A 25,952-nucleotide genomic window follows, 5' to 3' on the forward strand; every position below is an offset into this window, starting at 1 on the left:
AGGGCTGGCGATAGTCGTTCAGCGCAGGTTCAGCGACGAACCGGGCGCTTCTGCAGTTTGCGCTGCAGGGTGCGGCGGTGCATGCCCAAGGCACGGGCAGTGGCGGAGATGTTGCCTTCGTGCTCGGTCAGCACACGCTGAATGTGCTCCCACTGCAAGCGGTCAACCGACATCGGGTTTTCCGGCACCAGACTGTCGAGGTCGGCGTGCTCGGACAACAACGCGGCCAGCACGTCGTCGGCATCGGCCGGTTTGCACAGGTAATTGCAGGCGCCGCGCTTGATCGCTTCGACCGCGGTGGCAATGCTCGAATAACCGGTAAGGATCACCACGCGCATTTCCGGGTCCAGCTCCAGCAGCTTGGGCAGCAGCACCAGACCGGAGTCGCCGTCCATTTTCAGGTCGAGCGCAGCGTAATCAGGCAGATCGGCCTGGGCAATGGTCAGGCCTTCTTCGGCCGAGCCGGCAGTACTGACGCGAAAGCCACGACGAGCCATCGCGCGGGCCATCACTCGGGTAAACGTTGCGTCGTCGTCGACCAGCAGCAAATGCGGCAGTTCTTCGCCTTCGACTTGGATTTCGTCACTCATGTTGGTCTCCTCGGGCGCCGTGGGGCAGGCGCAGCTCGGTGAGCGTGCCGCCTTCCTCATGACTATAGAGTTTCACTGAGCCGCCGGCGCGTGTCACGCTGGCCTTGCTCAAAAACAGGCCCAGGCCGAAACCTTTGCCCTTGGTGGTAAAAAACGGTTTGCCGATCTGTTCGGCGATGGCCAGCGGCACACCGGCGCCGTGGTCACGAATGCTGATGGTCAGGTTCTCGACGTCCCAGTCCAGAGTCACTTTGAGATTTTCCGGGCAGGCATCGGCGGCGTTGTTGAGCAGATTCAACAGCGCCTGAGTCAGATCCGGCGGCGGCGCCATGCGCGGCACGGTGCCCTGGCCGAGGCGGTGGAAGCGATAACTGGCCTCCGGACGCATCAGGTGCCAGCGGTTCAGCGCTTCGTCGAGCCAGTCGGTGACGTCCTGCATCTCGACGGCCAAGCGACGATTGGCTTCGGCGGCACGCACCAGTTGTTGCAAGGTTTCCTTGCAGAGTTTGACCTGATCCTGCAGCACCTTCAGATCATCCTGCAGCATGGGGTCGGGATGATCCTGCTGCATCTCCTTGAGCAACACGCTCATGGTCGCCAGCGGTGTGCCAAGTTCATGGGCGGCGCCAGCGGCCTGGGTGGCGACGGCGAGCAATTGCTGATCGCGCAGGCCTTCTTCACGGCGGATCGCACGCAATTCTTCCTGACGGCGCAGCTCTTCAGCCATGCGTGCCGCGAAAAACGTAATCACCGCCGCTGCGAGCGCGAAGCTCAGCCACATGCCGTAGATCTGCAAGTTCTCGCGGGCTACTGGCAGGGTTTCCAGCGGATAGAAACGCGTCAGCATCACGGTGTACAGCGCCAGCGCGATGCCGGAGAGAATCACCGAATAGCGCCATGGCAGCGTCACCGCAGCGATGGTCAGCGGCACCAGATAATAGGAAACAAAGGGGTTGGTCGAACCACCGGAGAAGTACAGCAGCGCACTGTGGATCACCAGATCACAGGCCAGTTGCAGCGCATATTCAAGCTCGGTGACCGGCCACGAAGTACGCAGACGCACGGCGGTGAACACGCAAAGCAGCGTCGAGCAGCCGAGGGTCATCGCCAGTTGCACCCACGGCAACGGCAACAATTGCAGCCAGTAGGCCAGGCCTACGGAGCCAGCCTGCGCGGCGAGCACCAGGGTGCGGATGAAAGTCAGCCGCCAGAGGTTCTGGCGAGTGGCGGAAGTCAGTTGTACGGGGGCGAGCATGAGCTCTCCTGATGAGCGCTCCAGGCGGATCGCACGGAGTATAACCAACGCGCGGCCTTGAGAGGCGAAAGTGCGGCAAACGACCACATGGCGAAAACATCTTCGGCGGCTATAAGGGCCTCTTCGCGAGCAGGCTCGCTCCCACCTTTGAAATGCATTCCCCTGTGGGAGGGAGCCTGCTCGCGATTGGCTGCGCAGCAGCCCCGGCCATCTGTATAGAAGTTGTAACTGGGCGAACCGGATCATAAAAGCTAGAGTCTGATGGTTTCACGCAGGCCCCCGAACCATCACCTGCGCCCTCATCAAGGAGCTTTCATGCACACATTTCGCCGCAGCGCCGCCCTTCTCGCCCTGACCGTCGGCAGCGTCGCCAGCCTTCCGGCCCTGGCCGCCGATGAGCTGCACTACAACCAGATTTCCCTGCGCGCCGAAGTCAGCACGGAAGTCGCCCGCGACCTGATGATCGTCACCCTCTACACCGAAGAGCAAAACACCGACCCGGCGAAACTCGCCGCAGACGTCAGCACCACCATGAACAAGGCCTTGGCCCAGGCCAAGCAAGTCAAAGACATCACTCTGCGCCAAGGCAGCCGCAACAGCTACCCGATCTACGACACCAAAGGCCAGAAGATCACCGGCTGGCGTGAACGCGCCGAACTGCGCCTGGAAAGCGCCGACTTCGCCGCCCTGTCCAAACTCACCGGCGAACTGCTGGGCGACCTGAAAATGGGCGGCATGGACTTCGCCATCGCCGACCCGACCCGCAAATCCAGTGAAGACCAGTTGCTCAAAGAAGCAGTGACCGCCTTCAAGGCCCGCGCCCAACTGGCCACCGACGCACTGGGCGGCAAGGGCTACAAAATCGTCAACCTGAACCTCAACAGCAACGGTTATCCGCAGCCGTACCTGCGCGCACCGATGATGATGAAAGCGGCGGCCATGGATTCCGCGCCGGTTACGCCGGAAGTTGAAGCGGGTACGAGCCAAGTCAGCATGACCGCTGATGGTTCGATTGAAGTGTTGATGCAGTGATTTGATGTGGGCTGAATAAAAAGCCGCCGATCGGTGAATGATTGGCGGTTTTTTTGTGCCCACAAATTTTGTGTTGAATGTTCCGTCGCCATCGCGAGCAGGCTCACTCCTACAATTTGGAATGCATTCCCCTGTAGGAGTGAGCCTGCTCGCGATGAACGATAACGCGGTCTCAGGTCTGCGGATCAACCCGATCCAGCGCCCGATTCACCGCCAACTCGGCCAGCATAATGATCTGCTGAATCGCCAACGCCGTATTACGCTCGGGCCGGCCCAACTGATCGGCAAAGTTACCGATAAGGGTGTTCGCCGACGCCAGTGATTCACAGGCATGCGCCAGCAGGCTTTCGGTGTCGATGTTTGGCTGGATCAGGAACATCGTGCTGGGTTGGCGAGGCTTGATAGGTTCGGGGCTGAGGTAGAAATCCAGGGCGCGTTTGATGGCTTCGCGGGTTTTGATCTGGTCGTCGGCGCGGATGGCGTCTTCGAGTGGGGATGTGGATTCGAGTGGTGGATCGGGGACAATTTTATCTTTCATGAAAATCTGCTCGTCATTCGAGCCACCCTCAGCCATTTCTCACGTGGCAAAGGGTGGCAGCTATGTGCGGAGTGAGAAACCGGTGAGCAGAAAACCGGCCAGACCGAAGTCTGCCCGCACACAGCCGCCATAAGGCATTGCGACAGCAAATAAGCCGGCCGCAATTATGGTCTTACTGGTGCTAGTTTCAAGCTCGGCGGGTTCTCACACCCGATCACTGAACATTCAGCGACACCCAGAGCCTAGAGAGCCGACGTCCGACGGACAACCTGAAAACCTGAAAACCTTGTGGGAAGGTTCTGGTTATCTGACACAGATTTAAACAGCCAAAAGCCAACCCTCACCCTAGCCCTCTCCCAGAGGGAGAGGGGACTGACCGTGGTGTTTGGGACAGATACGCCGACTTGAAATACCGAGTCGAATCCAGATTCTGAAACAGATCAAAAGCCCCTCACCCTAGCCCTCTCCCAGAGGGAGAGGGGACTGACCGTGGTGTTTGGAAGAGTTACGCCGACGTGCAATACCGCGTTGAACTCAGATTTTGAAAAGCCCACAAATCGGCTCCCTCTCCTTAGGGAGAGGGCTGGGGTGAGGGGCGAATCCACCAAAAAACCAAAGCCGACCACCCGCTCTTCACCACTCAATAGGCCGAGTGTCAGCTCGCCTGCTCTTGATCTTGATCCACGGGCGACGTCGGAAGGCTGAGTGGAGGGATTGATCCGGGCGTGGGAGCGCAGCGACCGTTTGGCGCAGCCAAACACAGCGGGAGTAGGTGCAGCGAAGCAAACCGGAGACGCTGCGCCCGGATCGATCCCGCAGCGAAGGAACCCCGAGCCCCAGCGAGCGGGCCGCACGCAGGAGCAAGCCTTTTTGGTTACTTTTTCGGCGTCTGGAAAAAGTGACCCGCCGTAAGGGCGGAACCCTAAGCAGCCCTAACCGCAGCAACGGATATGTACCCAATAAAAAAACGCCCAGATATACCGAGATAGACACTCCCCCGAGAAAAACGATATTTCCGATACCCCGCTATTCCCCGCTAACCTCAACCAACAACCACCTCCAATCTCCCCGGGGACTCCATGCCAAGATTCACCCTAAAACCGCTCTTGATCTCCCTGGCCCTGGCCACAACCGCCCCACTGGCAAACGCCGCCACAACCCTGGTCTACTGCTCCGAAGCCAGCCCGGCAGGCTTCGACCCCAGCCAATACACCAGCGGCACCGACTTCGACGCCTCCGCCGAAACCGTCTTCAACCGCCTGACCCAATTCAAACGCGGCGGCACCGACATCGAACCCGGCCTGGCAACAAAATGGGACATATCCAACGATGGCCTGCAATACACCTTCCACCTGCGCCAAAACGTAAAATTCCACACCACCGACTACTTCAAACCGACCCGCGACTTCAACGCCGACGACGTGCTGTTCACCTTCCAGCGCCTCCTCGACCCGGACAACGCCTTCCGCAAGGCCTACCCCGCCGAGTCCCCCCACTTCACCGACATGGGCCTGAACACCACAATCAAATCGGTAGAAAAACTCGACGACCAGACCGTGCGCTTCAACCTCAACAACGTCGACGCCGCGTTCGTGCAAAACCTCGCCATGAGCTTCGCCTCGGTGCAATCAGCTGAATACGCCGCGCAACTGTTGAAGGAAGGCAAAGCCGCCGACCTCAACCAGAAGCCGATCGGCACCGGCCCGTTCGTGTTCAAGCGCTACCAAAAGGATTCGCAAATCCGCTACGCCGCCAACACGGCCTACTGGAAACCCGAAGACGTGCAGATCGATAACCTGATTTTCTCGATCACTCCCGACGCCGCCGTGCGCCTGCAGAAGCTCAAGGCCGGCGAATGCCAGGTCAGCGGCTACCCGCGCCCGGCCGACATCGAAGTGATGGAAAAAGACCCGAACCTGCGTGTGCTCAAGCAGGCCGGTTTCAACCTCGGTTTCCTCGCCTACAACACCACCCACGCCCCTCTCGACCAGCTCAAGGTTCGACAGGCGCTGGACATGGCCATCGACAAACCGGCAATCATCAAAGCCGTTTACCAAAGCGCCGGCCAGTTGGCCCAAAACGCTTTGCCGCCAGCGCAATGGTCGTATGACACGAACATCAAGGACGCCCCCTACGACCCGATAAAAGCGCGGGTGCTACTGAAAGAAGCAGGGGTTGCGCCGGGTACAACCATCAACCTCTGGGCAATGACAGTGCAACGCGCCTCAAACCCGAATGCGCGGATGTCGGCACAGATGATCCAGCAGGATTGGGAGAAAATCGGCATCAAGGCCAACATCGTCAGCTATGAATGGGGCGAGTACATCAAACGCGCGAAAAATGGCGAACACGACGCCATGATTTATGGTTGGACAGGTGACAACGGTGACCCGGACAACTGGCTGGGCGTGCTCTACAGCTGCGCGGCGGTAAAAGGCAGCAACTACGCCAAATGGTGCGATCCGGCCTACGACAACCTGGTGCAACAGGCCAAGTTGGCCACCGACAAAGATCAACGGGTAAAACTCTATCAACAGGCGCAACTGATCCTTAAACAGCAAGTGCCGATCACGCCGATTGCCAACTCCACGGTGTTCCAACCGCTGCGCAAGGAAGTCACTGACTTCCGGATCAGCCCGTTCGGTCTAACCCCCTTCTATGGCGTGGGTATAAATAAGTAACACCAAGCCCCAAGGCGGCGCGCACAACGTGACCAACGCACCGTTTTGGGGCTTCATTTGCACCGTAAAAACCGCCCGCAAACGGTCAAATGCGTCAGAAGTTATACAGATGCGACATTAAGGTACGTTCGTGCCACGCTTTGAGGCCGGCAGTCACTCTGGATCTTGCAATGGGTATGGCCCCTGCATAAGTATCCGCAGGCACGACTCACGAGGTCGTACCTCACAACTAAAAAATGACAACAAATCATGAGGCCAACATGCTTAAACACGCGGTCATTCCGTTTTTAGTCGGCGCAGGCTTGTTAGCCTCCGCACCTTTCGCATCCGCTGCGACTAACCTGGTGTTCTGCTCCGAAGGCAGCCCGGCCGGTTTCGACCCAGGCCAGTACACCACCGGAACCGACTTCGACGCCTCAGCCGAAACCATGTTCAACCGTCTGACCCAGTTCGAGCGCGGCGGCACCGCTGTGATTCCTGGTCTGGCGACCAAGTGGGACATTTCCGATGACGGCCTGACGTACACCTTCCACCTGCGCGAAGGCGTCAAATTCCACACCACCCCGTATTTCAAGCCGACTCGTGAGTTCAACGCCGACGACGTGCTGTTCACCTTCAATCGCATGATTAACAAGGATGACCCGTTCCGTAAGGCGTACCCGACCGAATTCCCGTACTTCACCGACATGGGGATGGACACCAACATCACCAAGATCGATAAAGTCGACGACCACACCGTCAAGTTCACTCTGAAAGAAGTTGATGCCGCGTTCATCCAGAACATGGCGATGAGCTTCGCCTCGGTACAGTCCGCCGAGTACGCTGCCCAGCTGCTCAAGGAAGGCAAGGCTGCCGACATCAACCAGAAGCCGATCGGCACTGGTCCGTTCGTGTTCAAGAGCTACCAGAAAGATTCCAACATCCGTTACACCGGCAACAAGGACTACTGGAAGCCTGAAGACGTGAAGATCGACAACCTGATCTTCGCGATCACCACCGACCCGTCGGTGCGTATTCAGAAGCTGAAAAAGAACGAGTGCCAGGTCACCCTGTTCCCGCGTCCGGCCGACCTGAAAGCGCTGAAAGAAGACAAGACCCTGAAGATGCCTGACCAGGCTGGTTTCAACCTGGGTTACATCGCCTACAACGTGATGGACAAGGTCAAGGGCAGCAACGAGGCCAACCCGCTGGCAGACCTGCGCGTACGTCAGGCGCTGGACATGGCAGTGAACAAGCCGCAGATCATCGATTCGGTTTACCAGGGCGCAGGCCAACTGGCGGTCAACGCCATGCCGCCGACCCAATGGTCTTACGACACCACCATCAAAGATGCCAAGTACGATCCTGAGAAAGCCAAACAGCTGCTCAAGGAAGCCGGCGTCAAGGAAGGGACCGAGATCGTGCTGTGGGCGATGCCGGTGCAGCGTCCGTACAACCCCAACGCCAAACTGATGGCCGAAATGCTCCAGTCCGACTGGGCCAAGATCGGCTTGAAAGTGAAGATCACCAGCTACGAGTGGGGCGAGTACATCAAGCGCTCCAAAGGTGGCGAGAACCAGGCCATGATCATTGGCTGGAGCGGTGACAATGGTGATCCGGACAACTGGCTGAACGTGCTGTTCGGTTGCGACTCGCTCAGCGGCAACAACTTCTCCAAGTGGTGCGACAAGAAGTTCGACGGCCTCGTCAAAGAAGCCAAGCGCACGACCGATCAGGGCAAGCGCACCGAACTGTACAAACAGGCGCAACACGTCCTCAAAGATGCAGTTCCAATGACACCTATCGCTCACTCGACGGTGTACCAACCCATGCGCGCCAACGTGCAGGACTTCAAGATCAGCCCATTCGGCTTGAACTCCTTCTACGGCGTCAGCGTCAGCAAATAAGGCACTGCAACGGCGACGTTTTTGACGTCGCCGTTGTTTTACCTGCCGGGAAGTTAGGAAATTGCCTACAGCCAATTCCGCTGCGGATTACCACAGTGGTATAGGACGCGTCGCCTTTTCCTACGAGCTTTAAGGCATTTACGCATTTACTGCCAGGACCGCGGCCCCTACCGTCGGGTACTGACCAGTTTCTGCGTGGGCCACCGGTTTGCCGTACGTACTGGTTTGAGCTCGATGCAGCCAAACGTCTCAGGATGGGACGGCGGCGCATTGAACAACACTAAAAAAGAGGGAGCGTCATGCGCCATACCTTGATTTTTTCCGCATTGCTGGGCGCCGGCCTGATGGCCGCCGCGTCCACCAGTTTCGCCGCCAGCAAAAGTCTGGTGTTCTGCTCTGAAGGCAGCCCGGCGGGTTTCGATACCGCGCAGTACACGACAGCGACCGATAACGACGCCGCCGAACCGATCTACAACCGTCTGGTCGAGTTCGAAAAAGGCGCGACCAATGTCGTCCCGGGCCTGGCAACCACGTGGGATATTTCCGAGGATGGCCTGAAATACACCTTTCACTTACGTGAAGGTGTGAAGTTTCATACAACGCCGTACTTCAAACCGACCCGCGACTTTAACGCCGATGACGTGTTGTTCACGTTTAATCGCATGCTGGATGCACAGCAGCCCTTCCGTAAGGCTTATCCAACCGAGTTCCCGTACTTCAACGGGATGAGCCTGAACAAGAACATCGCCAAGGTCGAAAAGACCGGGCCGCTGACCGTGGAGTTCACGCTCAACAGCGTCGACGCCGCGTTCATTCAGAACATCGCCATGAGCTTCGCCGCCATCCTGTCCGCCGAATACGCCGACAAACTGCTGGCCGAAGGCAAGCCGAGCGACATCAACCAGAAACCGATCGGCACCGGGCCGTTCGTGTTCAAGAGTTATCAGAAAGACTCGAACATTCGTTACACCGGTAATAAACATTACTGGGATCCGAGCCGGGTCAAACTCGACAACCTGATCTTCGCGATCAACACCGACGCCTCGGTGCGCGTGCAGAAGCTCAAGGCCGGCGAATGCCAGATCACCCTGCATCCGCGCCCTGCCGATGTTGAAGCGCTGAAGGCCGACCCGAAACTGCAACTGATCTCCAAGCCGGGTTTCAACCTCGGCTACATCGCCTATAACGTGCGCCACAAACCCTTCGACCAGCTCGAAGTGCGTCAGGCGCTGGACATGGCGGTAAATAAACAAGGGATTCTCAACGCTGTTTATCAAGGCGCCGGTCAACTGGCCGTCAACGCCATGCCACCGACCCAATGGTCCTACGACGACAGCATCAAAGACGCCGCCTACAACCCGGAAAAAGCCAAAGAGCTGCTCAAGGCTGCCGGTGTCAAAGAAGGCACCGAAATCACCCTGTGGGCGATGCCGGTGCAGCGTCCGTACAACCCCAACGCCAAACTGATGGCCGAAATGCTCCAGGCTGACTGGGCCAAGATCGGTCTGAAAGTAAAAATCGTCAGCTACGAATGGGGCGAGTACATCAAGCGCACCAAGAACGGCGAGCACGACATCAGTCTGATCGGCTGGACCGGTGACAACGGCGATCCGGACAACTGGCTCGGCACGCTGTACAGCTGCGATGCCATCGGCGGCAACAACTACTCCATGTGGTGCGATCCGGCTTACGACAAGCTGATCAAACAGGCCAAGGTCGTCACTGACCGCGACCAGCGCACCGTGCTCTACAAACAGGCTCAGCAATTGCTTAAACAACAAGTGCCGATCACGCCTGTCGCCCACTCGACGGTCAACCAACCGTTAAGCGCCAGGATCGAAGGGTTCAAAGTCAGCCCGTTCGGTCGCAACGTGTTCTCGGGTGTCGGTATCGATTAAACCAGACGAATAGCCGCAACGCTGGGGGGCGCTGTCTAGCCCCTCACGCAAGCGCTTTGCCGAAATTCGCCAATCCGGCCTTTTGCAAACGTTTGCGATGTGTGAATGAGTTCTAAACCAATAACCGGCATACCAAAAAAAGCCGGCATAAAAAGAAAGTAAAGGAGCTTCACCCATGAAACTGAGCAGCACCGCGATACTGGCCTTGGCCATCAGCAGCATCACCGCCACGGCTTATGCGGAAACCCAAAGCCAGGCGTTCACTCCGGTGTCCGTCAACGAGAAAAGTGCCCAGGCCGAAGCCACTGGCTTCCTCGAAGGTCAATCGATCAGCGGTTCGACCCGTAACTGGTACGCCAACGAGCAACTCAAGCGCGGCGGCAAGTTCGCCTATCGCAAGAACGGCCAATCGACCGAAACCGACCGCCGTATCAACTGGGTGCAAGGCACGATCATCAAGTACAACTCGGGCTTCACCGAAGGTACTGTCGGTTTCAGCACCGAAGTGGCTGCGTACAACGCCATTGCGCTGGAGCGTGATCGCGAGAACCTCGCTTCCAACAACGGCGGCGCACCGGGCACCCGTCCAGGCGCGGGCAACAACCGTACCCTGACCCGTGAAGGCGGTGACGCCGTCGGTCAATGGAGCAAACTGGGCCTGGCCAACGTCAAGGCGCGCATATCCAACACCACTCTGACCGCCGGCCGCATGAACTTCAGCAGCCCGCAGGTCGATGTGATCGGCAACCGTCCGCTGCCATCGAGCTTCGAAGGTATCGCGATCCACAGCGAAGAACTGAACAACCTGTCCTTCGACCTGGCCACCTTCGACCGCGTTTCGCCACGTACCGAAGAAAGCCTCAGCAAGTTCCGCTCCGAATACGGCAGCATCGACGCTGAAGCCGACCACGTGAACACCGCCGGTATCTCGTACCAGCCGTTCGCCAGTCTGACCACCAGCCTGTGGGGCACTCAGGCTGAAGACCTGTGGAACCAGTACTACTTCGGCGCTACCCACGTACTGGGTGACAGCTCCGTACTGAGCCTGACCACCGGCCTGAACTACTACAAGACTGTCGACGAAGGCAAAAAGCTGCTGGGCGACATCGACAACGACACCTACTCTCTGTCGTTCGGCCTGACTCACCTGGCGCACACCCTGACCTTCTCGTATCAGGAAGTGAACGGTAACGAGTACTTCGACTACCTGCACGAAACCAACGGTATCTACCTGGCCAACTCCCTGCTCTCGGACTTCAACGGCCCGAACGAGAAATCCTTCCAGATTTCCTACGGCATCAACATGGCCGAATACGGCGTACCGGGCCTGAAGTTCAACATCTACCAGGCACGCGGCTGGGGCATCGACGGCACTCACTACAAGGGTGGCGGCTACGATGGCGTGCAGGCGATGGACGGCGAGCACCACTATGAATACGGCGTCGGCGCGACCTATGCCGTACAGAGCGGGCCACTCAAAGCCACCACGATTCGCGGCACCTACACCGCTCACCGCGCCAGCGAAAACCAGGCTGACGGCAGCATCAACGAGTTCCGTCTCGTGACCACGATTCCATTCAACATCCTGTAAAAAACGCCAGCCGACGGCTGACTCATGATGAGTCGGCCGTTCGGTTTTTGTCTTCAACCGATTGCAGAGGGTTATCGATGAAAATGCTTCCCCTACGTGCGGCCATCGCGGCTGCGTTGTTGAGCGCCGCCATCGGCGTCTCGGCCAAACCCTTGGTGGTCTGCACCGAAGCCAGTCCGGAAGGCTTCGATATGGTCCAGTACACAACTGCAGTCACGGCGGACGCTGTGGCCGAAACCATCTTCAACCGCCTGGTGGACTTCAAGCCCGGCACCACGGAAATCGTTCCGGCCCTGGCAGACACCTGGGAAATCAGTGAAGACGGCCTGACCTACACGTTCCACCTGCGCCAAGGTGTCAAGTTTCACACCACCGAATACTTCAAGCCGACCCGCGACATGAACGCCGACGACGTGGTCTGGAGCTTCCAGCGTCAGCTGGACCCGAATCACCCGTGGCACAAGCTGTCGAGCGTGGGCTTCCCGTACTTTGAAAGCATGGGCTTCAAAGAACTGCTCAAAAGCGTCGAAAAAATCGACGACCACACGGTCAAGTTCACCCTGACCCGCCGCGAAGCGCCATTCCTGGCCGACGTCGCGATGCCGTTCACCGCCATCTACTCCGCCGAATACGCTGATCAGTTGCTCAAGGCCAACAAGACCGGCGACCTGAACAACAAACCGGTCGGCACCGGCCCGTTCATCTTCCAGCGCTATGCCAAAGACGCCCAGGTACGCTTCAAGGCCAACCCGGAATATTTCCGTGGCAAGCCGCCGGCCGATGCGCTGATCCTGGCGATCGCCACCGACAACAACGTGCGCCTGCAGAAGCTCAAGGCCAACGAGTGCCAGATCGCGCTGTATCCGAAACCGGACGACATCCCGAGCATCAAGAAAGACGACAAGCTCAAGGTCGAAGAGCTGAACGCGATGACCGTCTCGTACATCGCCATGAACACTCAGCACAAATACATGAGCGACGTGCGCGTGCGTAAGGCGATCGATATCGCCTTCGACAAAGCGGCTTACGTCAACGCGCTGTTTGGCCCGGGCAATGCGACCGTTGCGGTCAACCCGTACCCGGACACGCTGCTGGGCTACAACCACGACCTGAAGAACCCTCCACGTGACCTCGACAAGGCTCGCGCCCTGCTCAAGGAAGCCGGGGTTCCGGACGGCACCGTGTTTACCCTGTTTACCCGCAACGGCGGCGGCCCGACCAACCCCAACCCGATGCTCGGCGCGCAAATGATGCAGGCTGACCTGGCGAAAGTCGGGATCAAGATCGACATCCGCGTGATGGAATGGGGCGAAATGCTCAAACGCGCCAAGGCCGGCGAGCACGACATGGTCTCGGCCGGATGGGCGGGCGACAACGGCGACCCGGATAACTTCCTGACGCCTATGCTCAGTTGCGAAGCTGCCAAGAACGGCGAAAACTACGCACGCTGGTGCAACGAGAAATTCCAGGCACTGCTCGACGAAGCACGGGCTAAAGTAGATCCGGCCGAACGCGCGAAACTCTATGAGCAGGCTCAGGTCCTGTTTAATCAGGATCAACCGTGGATCAGCATGGCCCACACCCGGATGTTTACCGCAATGCGTAACAACGTAGAGGGCTATCACATCAGCCCTCTCACCACTAATAACTTCGCCACCACCCAGGTGAAGTAGATAAGAAACTCCCGGCGTCCCTGACCCCAGGGACGCCGGGCACGCCTAACCGGCTGATGAGGTACCACACACGATGTTTAGTTTTATTGCCCGCCGACTGGGGTTGTTGATCCCCACGTTTTTCGGCATCACCTTGCTGACTTTCGCGTTGATTCGCATGATTCCGGGCGACCCCGTGGAAGTGATGATGGGCGAACGTCGGGTCGACCCCGAAATGCACGCTCAGGCAATGGAACGCCTAGGTCTGAACAAGCCGCTGTATGCCCAGTATCTGGACTACATCGGCAAACTGGCTCAAGGCGATCTCGGCGAATCCCTGCGTACCCGTGAGAGCGTATGGACCGAGTTCACCTCCCTCTTCCCGGCGACCCTGGAACTGTCCATGGCCGCCCTGCTGTTCGCCGGCATTCTGGGCCTCTTGGCCGGGGTGATCGCGGCACTCAAGCGAGGATCATTGTTCGACCACGGGGTGATGGGCATCTCCCTCGCGGGTTATTCGATGCCGATCTTCTGGTGGGGTCTGATCCTGATCATGTTCTTCTCGGTGAGCCTCGGCTGGACGCCGGTTTCCGGGCGGATCGACCTGCTCTACGACATCGAGCCGCGCACCGGTTTCATGCTGATCGATACGCTGCTGGCCGATGACGTAGGGGCGTTCTTCGATGCCCTGCATCACCTGATCCTGCCGGCCATCGTCCTCGGCACCATTCCGCTGGCGGTGATCGCGCGGATGACCCGTTCGTCGATGCTCGAAGTACTGCGCGAAGACTACATCCGCACCGCCAAGGCCAAAGGCCTGTCGCCATCGCGCGTGGTGTTCGTCCACGGTCTGCGTAACGCACTGATTCCGGTACTGACCGTGGTCGGCCTGCAAGTCGGCACCCTGCTGGCCGGTGCCGTACTGACTGAAACCATCTTCTCCTGGCCCGGCATCGGTAAATGGCTGATCGAAGCCATCGGCGCCCGGGACTACCCGGTTGTGCAAAACGGCATCCTGTTAATCGCCTGCCTGGTGATTCTGGTCAACTTCGTAGTGGACATCCTCTACGGCTTTGCCAACCCACGCATCCGTCATCAGCGCTGAGGTCCATACCATGAGCACTCCAACATCCTCAGTAGCCACATCCGCCGCAAACGCGGATCAAAGCCTGCTGTACCCGTCGCCGTACAAAGAATTCTGGCAAGCCTTCTCCAAGAACAAAGGCGCGGTTGCCGGCTTGCTGTTCATGTCGCTGGTGATTTTCTGCGCACTCTTCGCGCCGTGGGTCGCCCCGCACAACCCGAGCGAGCAATACCGCGACTTCCTGCTGACGCCGCCGGCGTGGCTGGAAGGCGGGCAGATGCAATTCCTGCTCGGCACCGATGAACTGGGTCGTGACCTGCTGTCGCGTCTGATCCAGGGCTCGCGCCTGTCGCTGCTGATTGGCTTGTCGTCGGTCGTCATGTCGCTGATTCCGGGGATCCTCCTCGGTCTGTTCGCCGGGTTCTTCCCGAAGATGATCGGCCCGACCATCATGCGTCTGATGGACATCATGCTGGCCCTGCCATCGCTGCTGCTGGCTGTGGCGATTGTCGCCATCCTCGGCCCTGGCCTGATCAACACCGTGATCGCCATTGCTGTGGTGTCTTTGCCGTCCTACGTGCGTCTGACCCGAGCCGCCGTGATGGGCGAACTGAACCGCGACTACGTGACCGCCGCGCGCCTGGCCGGTGCCGGTCTGCCACGCTTGATGTTCATTACCGTGCTGCCGAACTGCATGGCGCCGCTGATCGTGCAGGCGACTCTGAGCTTCTCGTCGGCAATTCTCGACGCCGCCGCACTGGGCTTCCTCGGCCTAGGCGTACAACCGCCAACCCCTGAGTGGGGCACCATGCTGGCCTCGGCCCGCGACTACATCGAACGCGCCTGGTGGGTAGTCAGTCTGCCTGGTTTGACCATTTTGCTCAGCGTGCTGGCAATCAACTTGATGGGCGACGGCCTGCGCGATGCGCTCGACCCGAAACTCAAGAACGCCGCCTGAGGAGATTCCCATGTCACTGCTAGAAATCAAGAATCTCAACGTTCGCTTCGGCGACAAGACCGCGACGCCGGTGGTCGACGGCCTCGACCTCAAAGTCGACAAGGGCGAAGTGCTGGCCATCGTTGGCGAGTCGGGTTCGGGTAAATCCGTGACCATGATGGCGCTGATGGGCCTGATCGAGCATCCCGGCATCGTCACCGCTGACTCGCTCAGCTTCGACGGCAAAGACATGCTCAAGCTGAGCAACCGTCAACGTCGGCAGATCGTCGGCAAAGACCTGTCGATGGTCTTTCAGGACCCGATGACCGCACTGAACCCGAGCTACACCGTCGGTTTCCAGATCGAAGAAGTACTGCGTCTGCACCTGAAAATGTCCGGCAAGCAAGCGCGCAAACGTGCGATCGAGCTGCTGGAAAAAGTTGAAATCCCGGGCGCCGCCAGCCGTATGGACGCCTACCCGCACCAACTGTCCGGCGGTATGAGCCAGCGTGTTGCGATCGCCATGGCGATTGCCGGCGAGCCGAAACTGCTGATCGCCGACGAACCGACCACTGCCCTCGACGTGACGATTCAGGCACAGATCATGGATTTGCTGCTGGCGTTGCAGAAAGAACAGAACATGGGCCTGGTGCTCATCACTCACGACCTCGCGGTCGTGGCTGAAACTGCCCAGCGCGTCTGTGTGATGTACGCAGGGCAAGCCGTTGAAGTCGGTCAGGTGCCGCAACTGTTCGACATCCCGGCGCACCCGTACAGCGAAGCACTGCTCAAGGCGATCCCCGAGCACAGCCTCGGCGCTACACGTCTGGCCACCCTGCCGGGCATCGTCCCGGGTCGTTACGACCGTCCGCAGGGTTGCCTGCTGTCGCCGCGCTGCCCGTACGTGCAGGACAGCTGCCGCGCGCAGCGTCCAGGCCTTGATCCGAAAGCCCACAGCCTCGCCCGCTGCTTCTACCCGCTGAACCAGGAGGTGGCGTAATGGCCGTCGTACTTACCGCCCGCGACCTGACCCGTCACTATGAAGTCTCCCGTGGCCTGTTCAAGGGCCACGCGACCGTGCGCGCACTCAATGGCGTGTCGTTCGAACTGGAAGCCGGCAAGACCCTCGCGGTCGTAGGCGAGTCGGGCTGCGGCAAATCCACCCTCGCCCGCGCGTTGACGCTGATTGAAGATCCGTCGTCCGGCTCCTTGAAAATCGCCGGCCAGGAAGTCGCCGGCGCCGACAAGGCCCAGCGCAAGCAACTGCGCAAAGACGTGCAGATGGTGTTTCAGAGCCCGTACGCGTCGTTGAACCCACGGCAGAAAGTCGGCGACCAGCTCGGCGAACCGCTGCTGATCAACACCAACCTCTCCGCCGCCGAGCGTCGCGAGAAAGTCCAGGCGATGATGAAGCAGGTCGGCTTGCGTCCTGAGCATTACCAACGCTATCCGCACATGTTCTCCGGCGGTCAGCGCCAGCGTATCGCACTCGCCCGGGCGATGATGTTGCAACCGAAAGTGCTGGTGGCGGATGAACCGACCTCGGCATTGGACGTGTCGATTCAGGCACAGGTGCTCAACCTGTTCATGGATCTGCAGCAGGAGTTCAACACCGCCTACGTGTTCATCTCGCACAACCTCGCAGTGGTGCAGCACGTGGCCGATGACGTGATGGTGATGTACCTCGGGCGCCCGGTGGAAATGGGCCCGAAGAACGACATCTACGAGCGTCCATTGCACCCGTACACCCAGGCGCTGCTGTCGGCGACCCCGACCATTCACCCGGACCCGAACAAGCCGAAAATCAAGATCGTCGGCGAACTGCCTAACCCGCTGAACCCGCCACCGGGCTGCGCTTTCCACAAGCGCTGCCCGTATGCGACCGAGCGTTGCAGCACGGAAGAGCCGGCGTTGCGCCAGCTCGACAGCCGGCAGGTGGCTTGCCACTACGCCGAGCAGTTCCTCGACGGCGCGGCCTAAAAACCGCCCTGAAACAATGTGGGAGCGAGCCTGCTCGCGAAAGCGGTGAATCAGTCACCATTAATGTTGACTGAGATGACGCCTTCGCGAGCAGGCTCGCTCCCACAGGGGATGTGAGTTATCCCTGAGTTGAGCAAACCCCTTCCGCCTCGATTGCGCATCAGTCGAGGCTGAAGGGGTTTTCTTTTGCCTGCGATTTACGTCTGGCTGTCGCCTTCGTCGTCCGGATCATCAGAGTCCGGCTCGTCAGTGGTCGAGTCGTCATCATCGGCGCTGCCACCCTGCCCCTGATCACCCGGCTCGGATTCGGATTTGGCCAGCATCAAGCCGCTGTGCCCGACCTGGCCGTTGAATGCCTGAGAATCGTGATCCTCGCACTCGGCCCAGGCCGTCGCGGTGCCGAGGGACAGCATGACCATCACTTTCAACAGCAATAAAACCCGTAGCAACCTGCTTTTCATAGCCGACTCCATCCATTTTCAGGTGAGACATTCGTGCCTGACTGGCGCTGTGTGAAATCTAGTTCCGATCCATCGGGTTCACCAGATAGGACGCCAACGGGCAGGCAGAAATGCCCTTCGCCGACAGACGGGTTTCGAATAACGTCTATCGCCGGATCAGCTAAGCGGGCGAGTGGCTTGCCACGTCAAGGGAATCGACATCAGCACCAACACCGTGCTGGCCAGCCAGACACTATGGCCGCCAAACTGACCATACAACTGACCGCTGAGCACCGGCGACAACAATGCACTGGCACTCCAGCTCATAAAGAACAGGCCAAAGTACTGACCGCTTTTGCCACTCTGCGCAAACTGCATCGCCAGCACATTCAGCGGCGGCATGAACAACGCCTCACCCAAGGTCCAGATCAGCGTCGACAGGCAGACGTAAAACAGCCCGGCACCGAACGGCAGCATGCCCAACCCGCAAGCCAGTAACACACTGCCGAGCAGCATTTGCCGGCGCATACCCCAGCGCTCGCCCCAATGCGACAGCGGAATCTGCAGGGCAATCACCAACAACGCATTGAGGCCGAACTGCCAACCGATCGCCTCGGTGCTCAACTGATAGTAATCACGCAGATAGTTACCCAGTGTGCTGTAGACCGTATCAAACGCGATGCCAAGCACGGCCGTCGCCGCCAGCAACCAGAGGAACGGTTTGTCGCGATACGGCACCCCGGAACCTGAGTCATCCGTGGACTTTTCGTCATTGATCAGCACCGGTCGTTGCCACGTGGTGCGAACAAACCAGAGCAGCGCCAACAACGTCATCGCCGCGCTGCCGAAAAACACCCAGCGAAAATCGGTCTGCGCCAACACCCCGCCCGCGACACCGGCGGCGGCCATCCCAAGGTTGCGCGCAACCCGGCTCAAAGCCTGCGCGCGCGAGCGCTGCGCCACCTCGCAATATTCCATGATCAGCCGCTGATGCAGCGTGCGAATAGCCCCATCGATGGTACCGCTGAGCAACAGCAAAGCCGCCAGCAACGGCACTTGCGTGACCAGCCCCAACAGCATCAGCACCCACACCGAAATAAAGAACAGCGCCGCCGTCAGCCGCGCCGTGCGCACATGATCACTGAGCCAGCCACCGAGCATCGAACCGACCAGCAACCCCGCGCCGTACGCCGACAACAGCCAGCCAACCGTCTCAATCGCCAGCCCCAGCTCGTGACGCAGGTAGAGCGCCATGAACAGCTTGACCATGCTGCTCAAGCGATTGATGAACAACAGCGCCGCGAGCACCCAGGCCATTGCGCCGAAATAGCCGTTCAGCCGTAGCAAGTGAGTCAGGCGACTCGTCATTCCATTGACCTCTCAAAGCGACTTGCGTGGAGCTGGAACACTAACGGTCAGTTGGCAGGTTGTCGCGTTCAAGTGCATCGAGATCACGAAAAACCGAGTCGTCCTACAGCCATTGCGCGCGTTAAAACCGTGCCGAAGATCAAAAGCCCCTCACCCTAGCCCTCTCCCAGAGGGAGAGGGGACTGACCGCAGTGATTACAAGAGCTACGCCGACGTGAAATACCGAGTCGAACTCAGATCTTGAAAAGCCCACAAATCGGCTCCCTCTCCCTTGGGAGAGGGCTGGGGTGAGGGGAAAATCCACCACAAATCCAAAGCCGACCACGCCGTGCTCTTCACCACTCGACAGGATGAGCGTTAGCTCGGCTGCAGCTCTTGATCTGTAGGGCGAAGTCGGAAGGCTGAGTGGAGGGATTGATCCGGGCATGGGAGCGCAGCGACCGTTTGGCGAAGCCAAACACAGCGAAAGGAGGTGCAGCGAAGCAAACCGTAGACGCTGCGCCCGGATCGATCCCGCAGCGAAGGAACCCCGAGCCCCAGCGAGCGGGCCGTACGTAGGAGCAAGCGTTTTTGGTTACTTTTTAGGCGTTTGTAAAAAGTGACCCGCCGTAAGGGCGGAACCCTAAGCCGCCATCACCCAAAAACGGATATACCCCCAAAACCAAAGCAAAAAAAAGCCCCCTAGGCATACACCTAGAGGGCTTCGGACAAACCAATTCAGAACTTAATGATGCTCACGCGTCGCCCGGAATTTCACATCCGGCCAACGCTCTTCCATCAACGCCAGATTAACCCGCGTAGGCGCCAGGTAAGTCAGGTGACCACCGCCATCAACGGCAAGGTTCTCCACAGCCTTGTTGGAAAACTCCTCAAGCTTCTTCTTGTCGCTGCACTCAATCCAGCGCGCGGAATACACAGTGATCGGCTCATACGAGCACTCAACCTTGTACTCCTCCTTCAAACGACTCGCGACCACATCGAACTGCAGCACACCGACGGCGCCCAGAATGATGTCGTTGCTGCGCTCCGGGAAAAACACCTGCGTCGCGCCCTCTTCAGCCAACTGCTGCAGACCCTGACGCAACTGCTTGGACTTCAGCGGATCACGCAGACGCACACGACGGAACAGCTCCGGCGCAAAGTGCGGGATACCGGTAAACCCGAGGGTTTCACCTTCACTGAAGGTGTCGCCGATCTGGATCGTACCGTGGTTGTGCAGACCAATGATGTCGCCGGCAAAGGCTTCTTCAAGCTGCTCGCGCTCGGAGGAGAAGAACGTCAAGGCGTCGCCGATGCGCACGTCCTTGCCGGTGCGCACGTGGCGCATCTTCATGCCTTTTTCGTACTTGCCGGAGCAAATGCGCATGAAGGCAATGCGGTCGCGGTGTTTCGGGTCCATGTTCGCCTGGATCTTGAAGATGAAGCCCGAGAACTTCTCTTCCACTGGCTCAACGGTACGCTCGTTGGCCACACGGGCCAGCGGACGCGGCGCCCAATCAACAACAGCATCGAGAACGTGGTCAACACCGAAGTTGCCCAGTGCAGTACCGAAGAACACCGGAGTCAGCTGACCGTCGAGAAATTCCTGCTGGTTGAATTCGTGGCAGGCGCCCTGAACCAGTTCCAACTGTTCGATGAAACGCTCGTACTCGTCGCCCAAATGCGCGCGGGCTTCGTCGGAGTCGAGCTTCTCGATGATCTTGGTTTCGGTGCGTTCGTGACCGTGACCGGCGGTGTAGACAATGATGTAGTCGTCGGCCAGGTGGTACACGCCCTTGAAGTCGCGGTAGCAACCGATCGGCCAGGTGATCGGTGCGGCCTTGATCTTAAGAACGGCTTCGATTTCATCGAGCAGTTCGATCGGGTCGCGGATATCACGGTCGAGTTTGTTGATGAAGCTGACGATCGGCGTGTCACGCAGACGGCAGACGTCCATCAGCGCAATGGTCCGTGGCTCGACACCTTTACCGCCGTCGAGGACCATCAATGCCGAGTCCACCGCCGTCAGGGTACGGTAGGTATCTTCGGAGAAGTCTTCGTGGCCCGGGGTATCGAGCAGGTTGATCATGTGTTCGCGATACGGGAACTGCATGACCGACGTGGTAATGGAAATACCCCGCTGCTTCTCCATCTCCATCCAGTCGGATGTCGCATGGCGATCGGATTTACGGGATTTCACCGTACCGGCCACTGCAATCGCCTTGCCCATCAACAGGAGCTTTTCGGTGATCGTGGTTTTACCGGCATCGGGGTGGGAAATAATGGCGAAAGTGCGGCGTTTCGCGACTTCGGCGGCCTGGTTGGTCATGGGAAATCGCCTGGCGGTGATTCAAAAAAGGGCCGCGATTATAGCCCAACTCGATGCAATAACCGAACCGTTGAGCACATTAAGGGTGGCCAAATGCTGCCGCAGATGGGAACCTTTTAAAGCACGGAGACGTCCATCCCCTGTTACGAATTTTCGTCAGGGGCTGAAAAATCAGCAAGTTAGCCTGACGAGGCTGCGCTCATGGCTCGCTTTCAGCCCCCTTTTGCGGCGCTGAAAAACGGCTACTTTTCGCGAACGACTCTCCCGGCAGCCATGTACGGCTTGCCACACGGGACTGCGCTCGCCGACTACAAAAAAAGGAGTCCGCCTGTGGCTATCCGCTATGGCAAAGGGCTGATTGGAGGTGCGGTGGTGATCGCGCTCCTGGCCCTGCTGGTCCACTGGATCGGCATCAACACGATCGAACACTACCGCGACGATTTGTTGTTTTACCTGCAAGCTCATCTGATTCTCGTCCTCGCTTCAATGCTGGCCGCCCTGGTCGTGGGCATCCCCGCCGGTATCTTTCTCAGTCGCCCGACCATGGTCGGCCGCGCTGAACGCTTCATGCAGATCTTCAATATCGGTAACACCGTGCCTCCGCTGGCCGTGCTCGCGATTGCCTTGGGCGTCCTCGGCATTGGCAGTGGCCCAGCGATCTTCGCTTTGTTCCTCGCCTCCCTGTTGCCGATTGTGCGCAACACCTACGAAGGCCTGAAAAACGTCCAGGGCTCGCTGAAAGAAGCGGCCGTCGGCATCGGCATGACCCCGCGCCAGGTACTGTGGAAAGTCGAATTGCCCAACGCCGTGCCGATCATCGTCGGTGGCGTGCGCGTGGCTTTGGCGATCAACGTCGGCACCGCGCCGCTGGCGTTCCTGATCGGTGCCAACAGCCTCGGCAGCCTGATCTTCCCTGGCATCGCCCTGAACAATCAGCCGCAACTGCTGCTCGGCGCCGCGTGCACCGCACTGCTGGCCTTGCTGCTTGATGGCGTCGTCACCCTCGCCAGCCGTATCTGGCTGGAACGCGGTTTGCGCCCGTCTTAAGGCTTTTGCGAAGGAATACCTATGAAACGATTTAGTTTGATTCTGGGCTGCATCCTGCTGTTCGCAGGCGTCGCCCAAGCCGTTGAAAAACCGGTGATCCGCCTCGGCGCCCGAGTGTTTACCGAGCAGACCCTGCTCGCGGAAATCACCGCGCAATACCTGCGCAGCAAAGGCTACGACGCGCAGATCACCGGTGGCCTGGGCAGCAACCTCGCCCGCAGCGCCCACGAAAGCGGGCAGCTGGACATGCTCTGGGAATACACCGGCGTGTCGCTGGTGGCCTACAACCATGTCACCGAAAAACTCGACAGCGCCCAGTCCTACGCCAAGGTAAAAGAACTCGACGCGAAAAAAGGCCTGGTCTGGCTGACGCCGTCGAAATTCAGCAACACCTACGCCCTCGCGCTGCCGAAAAAAGTGGCTGAGGAATATCCGCAGATCACCAACATCAGTCAGTTGAACGAGGTGCTGCGCGCTGAAGCCAAGACCAATCATCTGGTGGCGCTGGATACCGAGTTCGCCAATCGCTCCGACGGCCTGATCGGCATGGTCGATCTCTACGGCATGAACCTGAGCCGCAAGAACATCCGGCAGATGGACGCGGGCCTGGTCTACACCGCGCTGCGCAACGGTCAGGTGTTTGCCGGCCTGGTTTACACCACCGACGGTCGCCTCAATGCCTTCGGCCTGAAACTGCTGGAAGACGACAAGCACTACTTCCCCGACTACACCGCCGCACCGGTGGTGCGTCAGGCCTACCTCGACGCGCACCCGCAACTGGCCGAGCAACTCAAGCCGCTGGCCGAACTGTTCGATGACGAAACCATGCGCCAGCTCAATGCGCGGGTCGATGTCGATCACGAAAGCCCTTCGAAAGTCGCTGCCGATTTCCTGCGCCAGCACCCACTCAACTAAGGAGGAAAAGTCATGGAATTTCTGAACGCCTTTTCCCACCTCGACTGGCAGCAGGTGATGCACCTGACCTGGCAGCACATCACCCTGGTCGGCATCGCCGTGACACTGGCGATTGTCGTTGGCGTGCCGTTGGGCATTCTGATGACGCGGTTTCCGACCCTCGCCGGTCCCTTGCAAGCCAGCGCCACCGTGCTGCTGACCGTGCCGTCGATTGCCCTGTTCGGTCTGCTGCTGCCGTTCTACTCCAAGTTCGGTCAGGGCCTCGGCCCGATGCCGGCGATCACCGCGGTGTTCCTTTATTCACTGCTGCCGATCATGCGCAACACCTACCTCGCCCTCACTGGCGTGGAACCAGGCATCCGTGAAGCCGCACGCGGTATCGGCATGACCTTTGGCCAGCGCCTGCGCATGGTCGAGTTGCCGATCGCCGTGCCGGTGATCCTCGCCGGCGTGCGCACCGCCGTGGTGATGAACATCGGCGTGATGACCATCGCCGCGACCATCGGCGCCGGCGGCCTCGGTGTGTTGATCCTCGCCTCCATCAGCCGCAGTGACATGTCGATGCTGATCGTCGGCGCGCTGCTGGTCAGTCTTCTGGCCATTTTCGCTGACCTGTTTCTCCAATGGCTGCAACGCTCGTTGACTCCAAAAGGACTGCTCAAATGATCGAACTTCAAAACCTCAGCAAAACTTTCCAAAGCAACGGCAAAGACGTCAAAGCCGTGGACTCGGTAAGCCTGACCGTCAATGAAGGCGAAATCTGTGTGTTCCTCGGGCCATCGGGTTGCGGCAAAAGCACCACGCTGAAGATGATCAACCGCCTGATCAAACCGACCTCGGGCAAGATCCTCATCAACGGCGAAGACACCACCGACCTCGACGAAGTGACCCTGCGCCGCAACATCGGCTACGTGATCCAGCAGATCGGCCTGTTCCCGAACATGACCATCGAAGAGAACATCGTCGTCGTGCCGAAACTGCTCGGCTGGGACAAACAGAAATGCCACGACCGCGCCCGCGAGTTGATGAGCATGATCAAGCTCGAACCCAAGCAGTATCTGCATCGTTATCCGCGTGAACTGTCCGGTGGTCAGCAACAGCGCATTGGCGTGATCCGCGCACTGGCGGCCGATGCGCCGCTGCTGCTGATGGACGAACCATTCGGCGCGGTCGACCCGATCAACCGCGAGATGATCCAGAACGAATTCTTCGAAATGCAGCGCGCGCTGAACAAGACCGTGATCATGGTCAGCCACGACATCGACGAAGCGATCAAACTCGGCGACAAGATCGCTATCTTCCGTGCCGGCAAACTGCTGCAAATCGATCATCCGGACACGCTGCTCGCGCACCCGGCAGACGACTTTGTCAGCAACTTCGTCGGCCAGGACAGCACGCTCAAGCGTCTGTTGTTGGTGAAGGCAGAAGATGCGGCGGACAACGCACCATCGGTGAGCCCGGAGACGCCGGTGGCTGATGCGCTGGAATTGATGGACGAGCATGACCGTCGCTACGTGGTGGTCACCTGTGCCGAGAACAAGGCGCTGGGTTATGTGCGTCGTCGTGATCTGCATCGCCAGACCGGCACCTGCGCGCAATTCCTGCGCGAGTTCAATGCCACAGCGGCGTACGACGAGCATTTGCGCATCCTGCTGTCGCGCATGTACGAGTTCAACCGTTCGTGGCTGCCGGTGATGGACGCCGAGCGGGTGTTCCTCGGTGAGGTCACGCAGGAGTCGATTGCGGCGTATCTGAGTTCGGGTCGTTCGCGCGGGATGAAGACCAGCATCGTCTCGCCGGCGGAGGCAGTGGCGTAACCACTTGAAATGGGGCTGCCACAGCAGCCCCTGATCATCTGCAATGAGTTGAATTGATCGGAACACATACAAGCCGATAGCATCGTGGTTTGCGGATAATGACGTCCGCGCGAACCGATCAAGGACCCTTGCATGATCGATCAAATTGCAGCCCTGAACTCGCTACGTAAAGATCTGCCAGATGCCATTGGCTGGACAACGATGGGGCCTTATCTGTATCACGCTCCAGCAGAGATGGTGAGTGGGGAAACTCGTTACACCTGCACGCAAATCGCACTTTATAACGAGTCGGATTCAACCCTGGCTGACGTCAAATTGCTGTACCGGGGAAACTTCGAATTCGTCCCGCTTATCACGTACTCTCGACACGAAGCAGCCGTGAAATGGGAACACAATGCGGCGGACAAAGAACTGGTGCTCAAACAGGTTCCGCCCAATGAAGAAGTCGATATCTCGATTTACAACCCACGGGATTTCGAGGTTGTGCAGGTTCTGGTGAATGGAAGGAAAATCACCGATTTCATGACTCGCAGAGCCTTGGCCAAGGCGTATCCCACTCCACTGCGCTGGCGGATCGCATTCCCCGTGCTAGGCATTCTTGTCCTCGGCGCGCTGTCGTACACCAGTTGGCGGACCTACTCGATGGTCAAGAGCAACATGGATTACGAGCGTGATTATTCGCTTCTCTCTACGGTACCCAACGGCTTTTCCGGTTGCCATCCCTATGTTTTTGACAACCCCCCAAACGATTCCAGTGAGAAACAACTCGAGCGTCTCTTGAAACAGCAAAACCAGTGGATGGATTTCATTCTGGCGATGAACAAAGTTTCATTACCTGAGGAGTTACACCTTAAGGATCGAGTGGTGCTGTGCAAGTCGATCGAGAAATCCTGAATCAAATGGGCTGGTCACCGGTTTGTCGTGATAGGTGCG

21 protein-coding genes are annotated in these 25,952 nt (G+C 58.9%); 15 read left to right on the forward strand and 6 right to left on the reverse strand.

Features of this window, described 5'->3' with window-relative positions:
- Positions 1-29 precede the first annotated feature (29 nt).
- Complete coding sequence (locus tag ACI514_RS21065; protein ID WP_003221630.1) at positions 30-590, reverse strand: response regulator transcription factor; 561 nt, start codon at positions 588-590, stop codon at positions 30-32.
- Complete coding sequence (locus tag ACI514_RS21070) at positions 583-1,845, reverse strand: ATP-binding protein (RefSeq protein WP_007915316.1); 1,263 nt, start codon at positions 1,843-1,845, stop codon at positions 583-585. The genes ACI514_RS21065 and ACI514_RS21070 overlap by 8 nt, the downstream gene beginning before the upstream one ends.
- A gap of 315 nt (positions 1,846-2,160) precedes the next feature.
- Between ACI514_RS21070 and ACI514_RS21075 the strand changes: the two genes are divergently transcribed.
- A complete protein-coding gene (locus ACI514_RS21075) occupies positions 2,161-2,877 on the forward strand; it encodes an SIMPL domain-containing protein (RefSeq protein WP_095119498.1) in 717 nt (238 codons plus the stop codon).
- Positions 2,878-3,049: 172 nt separating this feature from the next.
- Here the strand turns inward: ACI514_RS21075 and ACI514_RS21080 are convergent, their stop codons facing one another.
- Positions 3,050-3,415 carry a DUF6124 family protein gene (locus ACI514_RS21080; protein WP_238785221.1) on the reverse strand — a complete coding sequence of 122 codons (366 nt, stop codon included), beginning with the start codon at positions 3,413-3,415 and terminating at the stop codon, positions 3,050-3,052.
- Between the two features lie 1,079 nt (positions 3,416-4,494).
- Here ACI514_RS21080 and ACI514_RS21085 point away from each other — a divergent pair.
- The 9 genes from ACI514_RS21085 to ACI514_RS21125 all read left to right on the forward strand — a co-directional run bounded on the left by ACI514_RS21085 (position 4,495) and on the right by ACI514_RS21125 (position 17,124).
- Positions 4,495-6,096, forward strand: a complete 1,602-nt coding sequence (locus ACI514_RS21085; RefSeq protein ID WP_405122308.1) for an ABC transporter substrate-binding protein — start codon at positions 4,495-4,497, stop codon at positions 6,094-6,096.
- A gap of 260 nt (positions 6,097-6,356) precedes the next feature.
- A complete protein-coding gene (locus ACI514_RS21090) occupies positions 6,357-7,982 on the forward strand; it encodes an ABC transporter substrate-binding protein (protein ID WP_007917611.1) in 1,626 nt (541 codons plus the stop codon).
- Between the two features lie 299 nt (positions 7,983-8,281).
- Positions 8,282-9,880, forward strand: coding sequence for an ABC transporter substrate-binding protein (locus ACI514_RS21095; protein ID WP_405122309.1), 1,599 nt, complete (start codon positions 8,282-8,284; stop codon positions 9,878-9,880).
- A 175-nt stretch (positions 9,881-10,055) separates the two neighbouring features.
- Entirely contained in the window at positions 10,056-11,471 is a 1,416-nt protein-coding gene (locus ACI514_RS21100) for an OprD family porin (protein ID WP_160055835.1), read from the forward strand.
- Positions 11,472-11,548: 77 nt separating this feature from the next.
- Positions 11,549-13,144, forward strand: coding sequence for an ABC transporter substrate-binding protein (locus ACI514_RS21105; RefSeq protein WP_160055833.1), 1,596 nt, complete (start codon positions 11,549-11,551; stop codon positions 13,142-13,144).
- A 73-nt stretch (positions 13,145-13,217) separates the two neighbouring features.
- A complete protein-coding gene (locus tag ACI514_RS21110) occupies positions 13,218-14,228 on the forward strand; it encodes an ABC transporter permease subunit (protein WP_007917620.1) in 1,011 nt (336 codons plus the stop codon).
- 10 nt (positions 14,229-14,238) lie between these two features.
- The gene (locus ACI514_RS21115; protein ID WP_160055831.1) at positions 14,239-15,165 is read left to right on the forward strand and encodes an ABC transporter permease subunit; all 927 of its coding nucleotides are present in this window, start codon (positions 14,239-14,241) and stop codon (positions 15,163-15,165) included.
- Positions 15,166-15,175: 10 nt separating this feature from the next.
- The gene (locus tag ACI514_RS21120; RefSeq protein WP_160055829.1) at positions 15,176-16,144 is read left to right on the forward strand and encodes an ABC transporter ATP-binding protein; all 969 of its coding nucleotides are present in this window, start codon (positions 15,176-15,178) and stop codon (positions 16,142-16,144) included.
- The gene (locus tag ACI514_RS21125; protein ID WP_160055827.1) at positions 16,144-17,124 is read left to right on the forward strand and encodes a peptide ABC transporter ATP-binding protein; all 981 of its coding nucleotides are present in this window, start codon (positions 16,144-16,146) and stop codon (positions 17,122-17,124) included. Before ACI514_RS21120 ends, ACI514_RS21125 begins: the two co-directional genes overlap by 1 nt.
- A 197-nt stretch (positions 17,125-17,321) precedes the next feature.
- Here ACI514_RS21125 and ACI514_RS21130 read toward each other — a convergent pair whose 3' ends face one another.
- The 3 genes from ACI514_RS21130 to ACI514_RS21140 all read right to left on the reverse strand — a co-directional run bounded on the left by ACI514_RS21130 (position 17,322) and on the right by ACI514_RS21140 (position 21,240).
- On the reverse strand, positions 17,322-17,585 hold the full coding sequence (locus tag ACI514_RS21130) for a hypothetical protein (protein ID WP_007917627.1): 264 nt from the start codon (positions 17,583-17,585) through the stop codon (positions 17,322-17,324).
- Positions 17,586-17,741: 156 nt separating this feature from the next.
- Complete coding sequence (locus tag ACI514_RS21135) at positions 17,742-18,932, reverse strand: MFS transporter (RefSeq protein ID WP_405122310.1); 1,191 nt, start codon at positions 18,930-18,932, stop codon at positions 17,742-17,744.
- A gap of 724 nt (positions 18,933-19,656) precedes the next feature.
- Entirely contained in the window at positions 19,657-21,240 is a 1,584-nt protein-coding gene (locus ACI514_RS21140) for a peptide chain release factor 3 (RefSeq protein ID WP_007915312.1), read from the reverse strand.
- A gap of 330 nt (positions 21,241-21,570) precedes the next feature.
- Between ACI514_RS21140 and ACI514_RS21145 the strand changes: the two genes are divergently transcribed.
- The 5 genes from ACI514_RS21145 to ACI514_RS21165 all read left to right on the forward strand — a co-directional run bounded on the left by ACI514_RS21145 (position 21,571) and on the right by ACI514_RS21165 (position 25,913).
- Positions 21,571-22,287 carry an ABC transporter permease gene (locus tag ACI514_RS21145; protein ID WP_160055823.1) on the forward strand — a complete coding sequence of 239 codons (717 nt, stop codon included), beginning with the start codon at positions 21,571-21,573 and terminating at the stop codon, positions 22,285-22,287.
- Between the two features lie 21 nt (positions 22,288-22,308).
- The gene (locus tag ACI514_RS21150; RefSeq protein ID WP_160055821.1) at positions 22,309-23,202 is read left to right on the forward strand and encodes a glycine betaine ABC transporter substrate-binding protein; all 894 of its coding nucleotides are present in this window, start codon (positions 22,309-22,311) and stop codon (positions 23,200-23,202) included.
- A gap of 12 nt (positions 23,203-23,214) precedes the next feature.
- Complete coding sequence (locus ACI514_RS21155; RefSeq protein WP_007915307.1) at positions 23,215-23,868, forward strand: ABC transporter permease; 654 nt, start codon at positions 23,215-23,217, stop codon at positions 23,866-23,868.
- Complete coding sequence (locus tag ACI514_RS21160) at positions 23,865-25,019, forward strand: betaine/proline/choline family ABC transporter ATP-binding protein (protein ID WP_038357499.1); 1,155 nt, start codon at positions 23,865-23,867, stop codon at positions 25,017-25,019. The genes ACI514_RS21155 and ACI514_RS21160 overlap by 4 nt, the downstream gene beginning before the upstream one ends.
- Before the next feature lie 132 nt (positions 25,020-25,151).
- On the forward strand, positions 25,152-25,913 hold the full coding sequence (locus ACI514_RS21165; RefSeq protein WP_405122311.1) for a hypothetical protein: 762 nt from the start codon (positions 25,152-25,154) through the stop codon (positions 25,911-25,913).
- Positions 25,914-25,952 lie beyond the last annotated feature (39 nt).

Origin of the sequence: Pseudomonas sp. M20, assembly GCF_045037865.1 — a bacterium.
GTDB lineage: Bacteria > Pseudomonadota > Gammaproteobacteria > Pseudomonadales > Pseudomonadaceae > Aquipseudomonas.

Excerpts from the sequence above, each read along its gene's own strand:
- ACI514_RS21065 (WP_003221630.1), bottom strand. The coding sequence starts at position 590 with ATGAGTGACGAAATCCAAGTCGAAGGCGAAGAACTGCCGCATTTGCTG.
- ACI514_RS21070 (WP_007915316.1), bottom strand. The coding sequence starts at position 1,845 with ATGCTCGCCCCCGTACAACTGACTTCCGCCACTCGCCAGAACCTCTGG.
- ACI514_RS21075 (WP_095119498.1), top strand. The coding sequence starts at position 2,161 with ATGCACACATTTCGCCGCAGCGCCGCCCTTCTCGCCCTGACCGTCGGC.
- ACI514_RS21080 (WP_238785221.1), bottom strand. The coding sequence starts at position 3,415 with ATGAAAGATAAAATTGTCCCCGATCCACCACTCGAATCCACATCCCCA.
- ACI514_RS21085 (WP_405122308.1), top strand. The coding sequence starts at position 4,495 with ATGCCAAGATTCACCCTAAAACCGCTCTTGATCTCCCTGGCCCTGGCC.
- ACI514_RS21090 (WP_007917611.1), top strand. The coding sequence starts at position 6,357 with ATGCTTAAACACGCGGTCATTCCGTTTTTAGTCGGCGCAGGCTTGTTA.
- ACI514_RS21095 (WP_405122309.1), top strand. The coding sequence starts at position 8,282 with ATGCGCCATACCTTGATTTTTTCCGCATTGCTGGGCGCCGGCCTGATG.
- ACI514_RS21100 (WP_160055835.1), top strand. The coding sequence starts at position 10,056 with ATGAAACTGAGCAGCACCGCGATACTGGCCTTGGCCATCAGCAGCATC.
- ACI514_RS21105 (WP_160055833.1), top strand. The coding sequence starts at position 11,549 with ATGAAAATGCTTCCCCTACGTGCGGCCATCGCGGCTGCGTTGTTGAGC.
- ACI514_RS21110 (WP_007917620.1), top strand. The coding sequence starts at position 13,218 with ATGTTTAGTTTTATTGCCCGCCGACTGGGGTTGTTGATCCCCACGTTT.
- ACI514_RS21115 (WP_160055831.1), top strand. The coding sequence starts at position 14,239 with ATGAGCACTCCAACATCCTCAGTAGCCACATCCGCCGCAAACGCGGAT.
- ACI514_RS21120 (WP_160055829.1), top strand. The coding sequence starts at position 15,176 with ATGTCACTGCTAGAAATCAAGAATCTCAACGTTCGCTTCGGCGACAAG.
- ACI514_RS21125 (WP_160055827.1), top strand. The coding sequence starts at position 16,144 with ATGGCCGTCGTACTTACCGCCCGCGACCTGACCCGTCACTATGAAGTC.
- ACI514_RS21130 (WP_007917627.1), bottom strand. The coding sequence starts at position 17,585 with ATGAAAAGCAGGTTGCTACGGGTTTTATTGCTGTTGAAAGTGATGGTC.
- ACI514_RS21135 (WP_405122310.1), bottom strand. The coding sequence starts at position 18,932 with ATGACGAGTCGCCTGACTCACTTGCTACGGCTGAACGGCTATTTCGGC.
- ACI514_RS21140 (WP_007915312.1), bottom strand. The coding sequence starts at position 21,240 with ATGACCAACCAGGCCGCCGAAGTCGCGAAACGCCGCACTTTCGCCATT.
- ACI514_RS21150 (WP_160055821.1), top strand. The coding sequence starts at position 22,309 with ATGAAACGATTTAGTTTGATTCTGGGCTGCATCCTGCTGTTCGCAGGC.
- ACI514_RS21155 (WP_007915307.1), top strand. The coding sequence starts at position 23,215 with ATGGAATTTCTGAACGCCTTTTCCCACCTCGACTGGCAGCAGGTGATG.
- ACI514_RS21160 (WP_038357499.1), top strand. The coding sequence starts at position 23,865 with ATGATCGAACTTCAAAACCTCAGCAAAACTTTCCAAAGCAACGGCAAA.
- ACI514_RS21165 (WP_405122311.1), top strand. The coding sequence starts at position 25,152 with ATGATCGATCAAATTGCAGCCCTGAACTCGCTACGTAAAGATCTGCCA.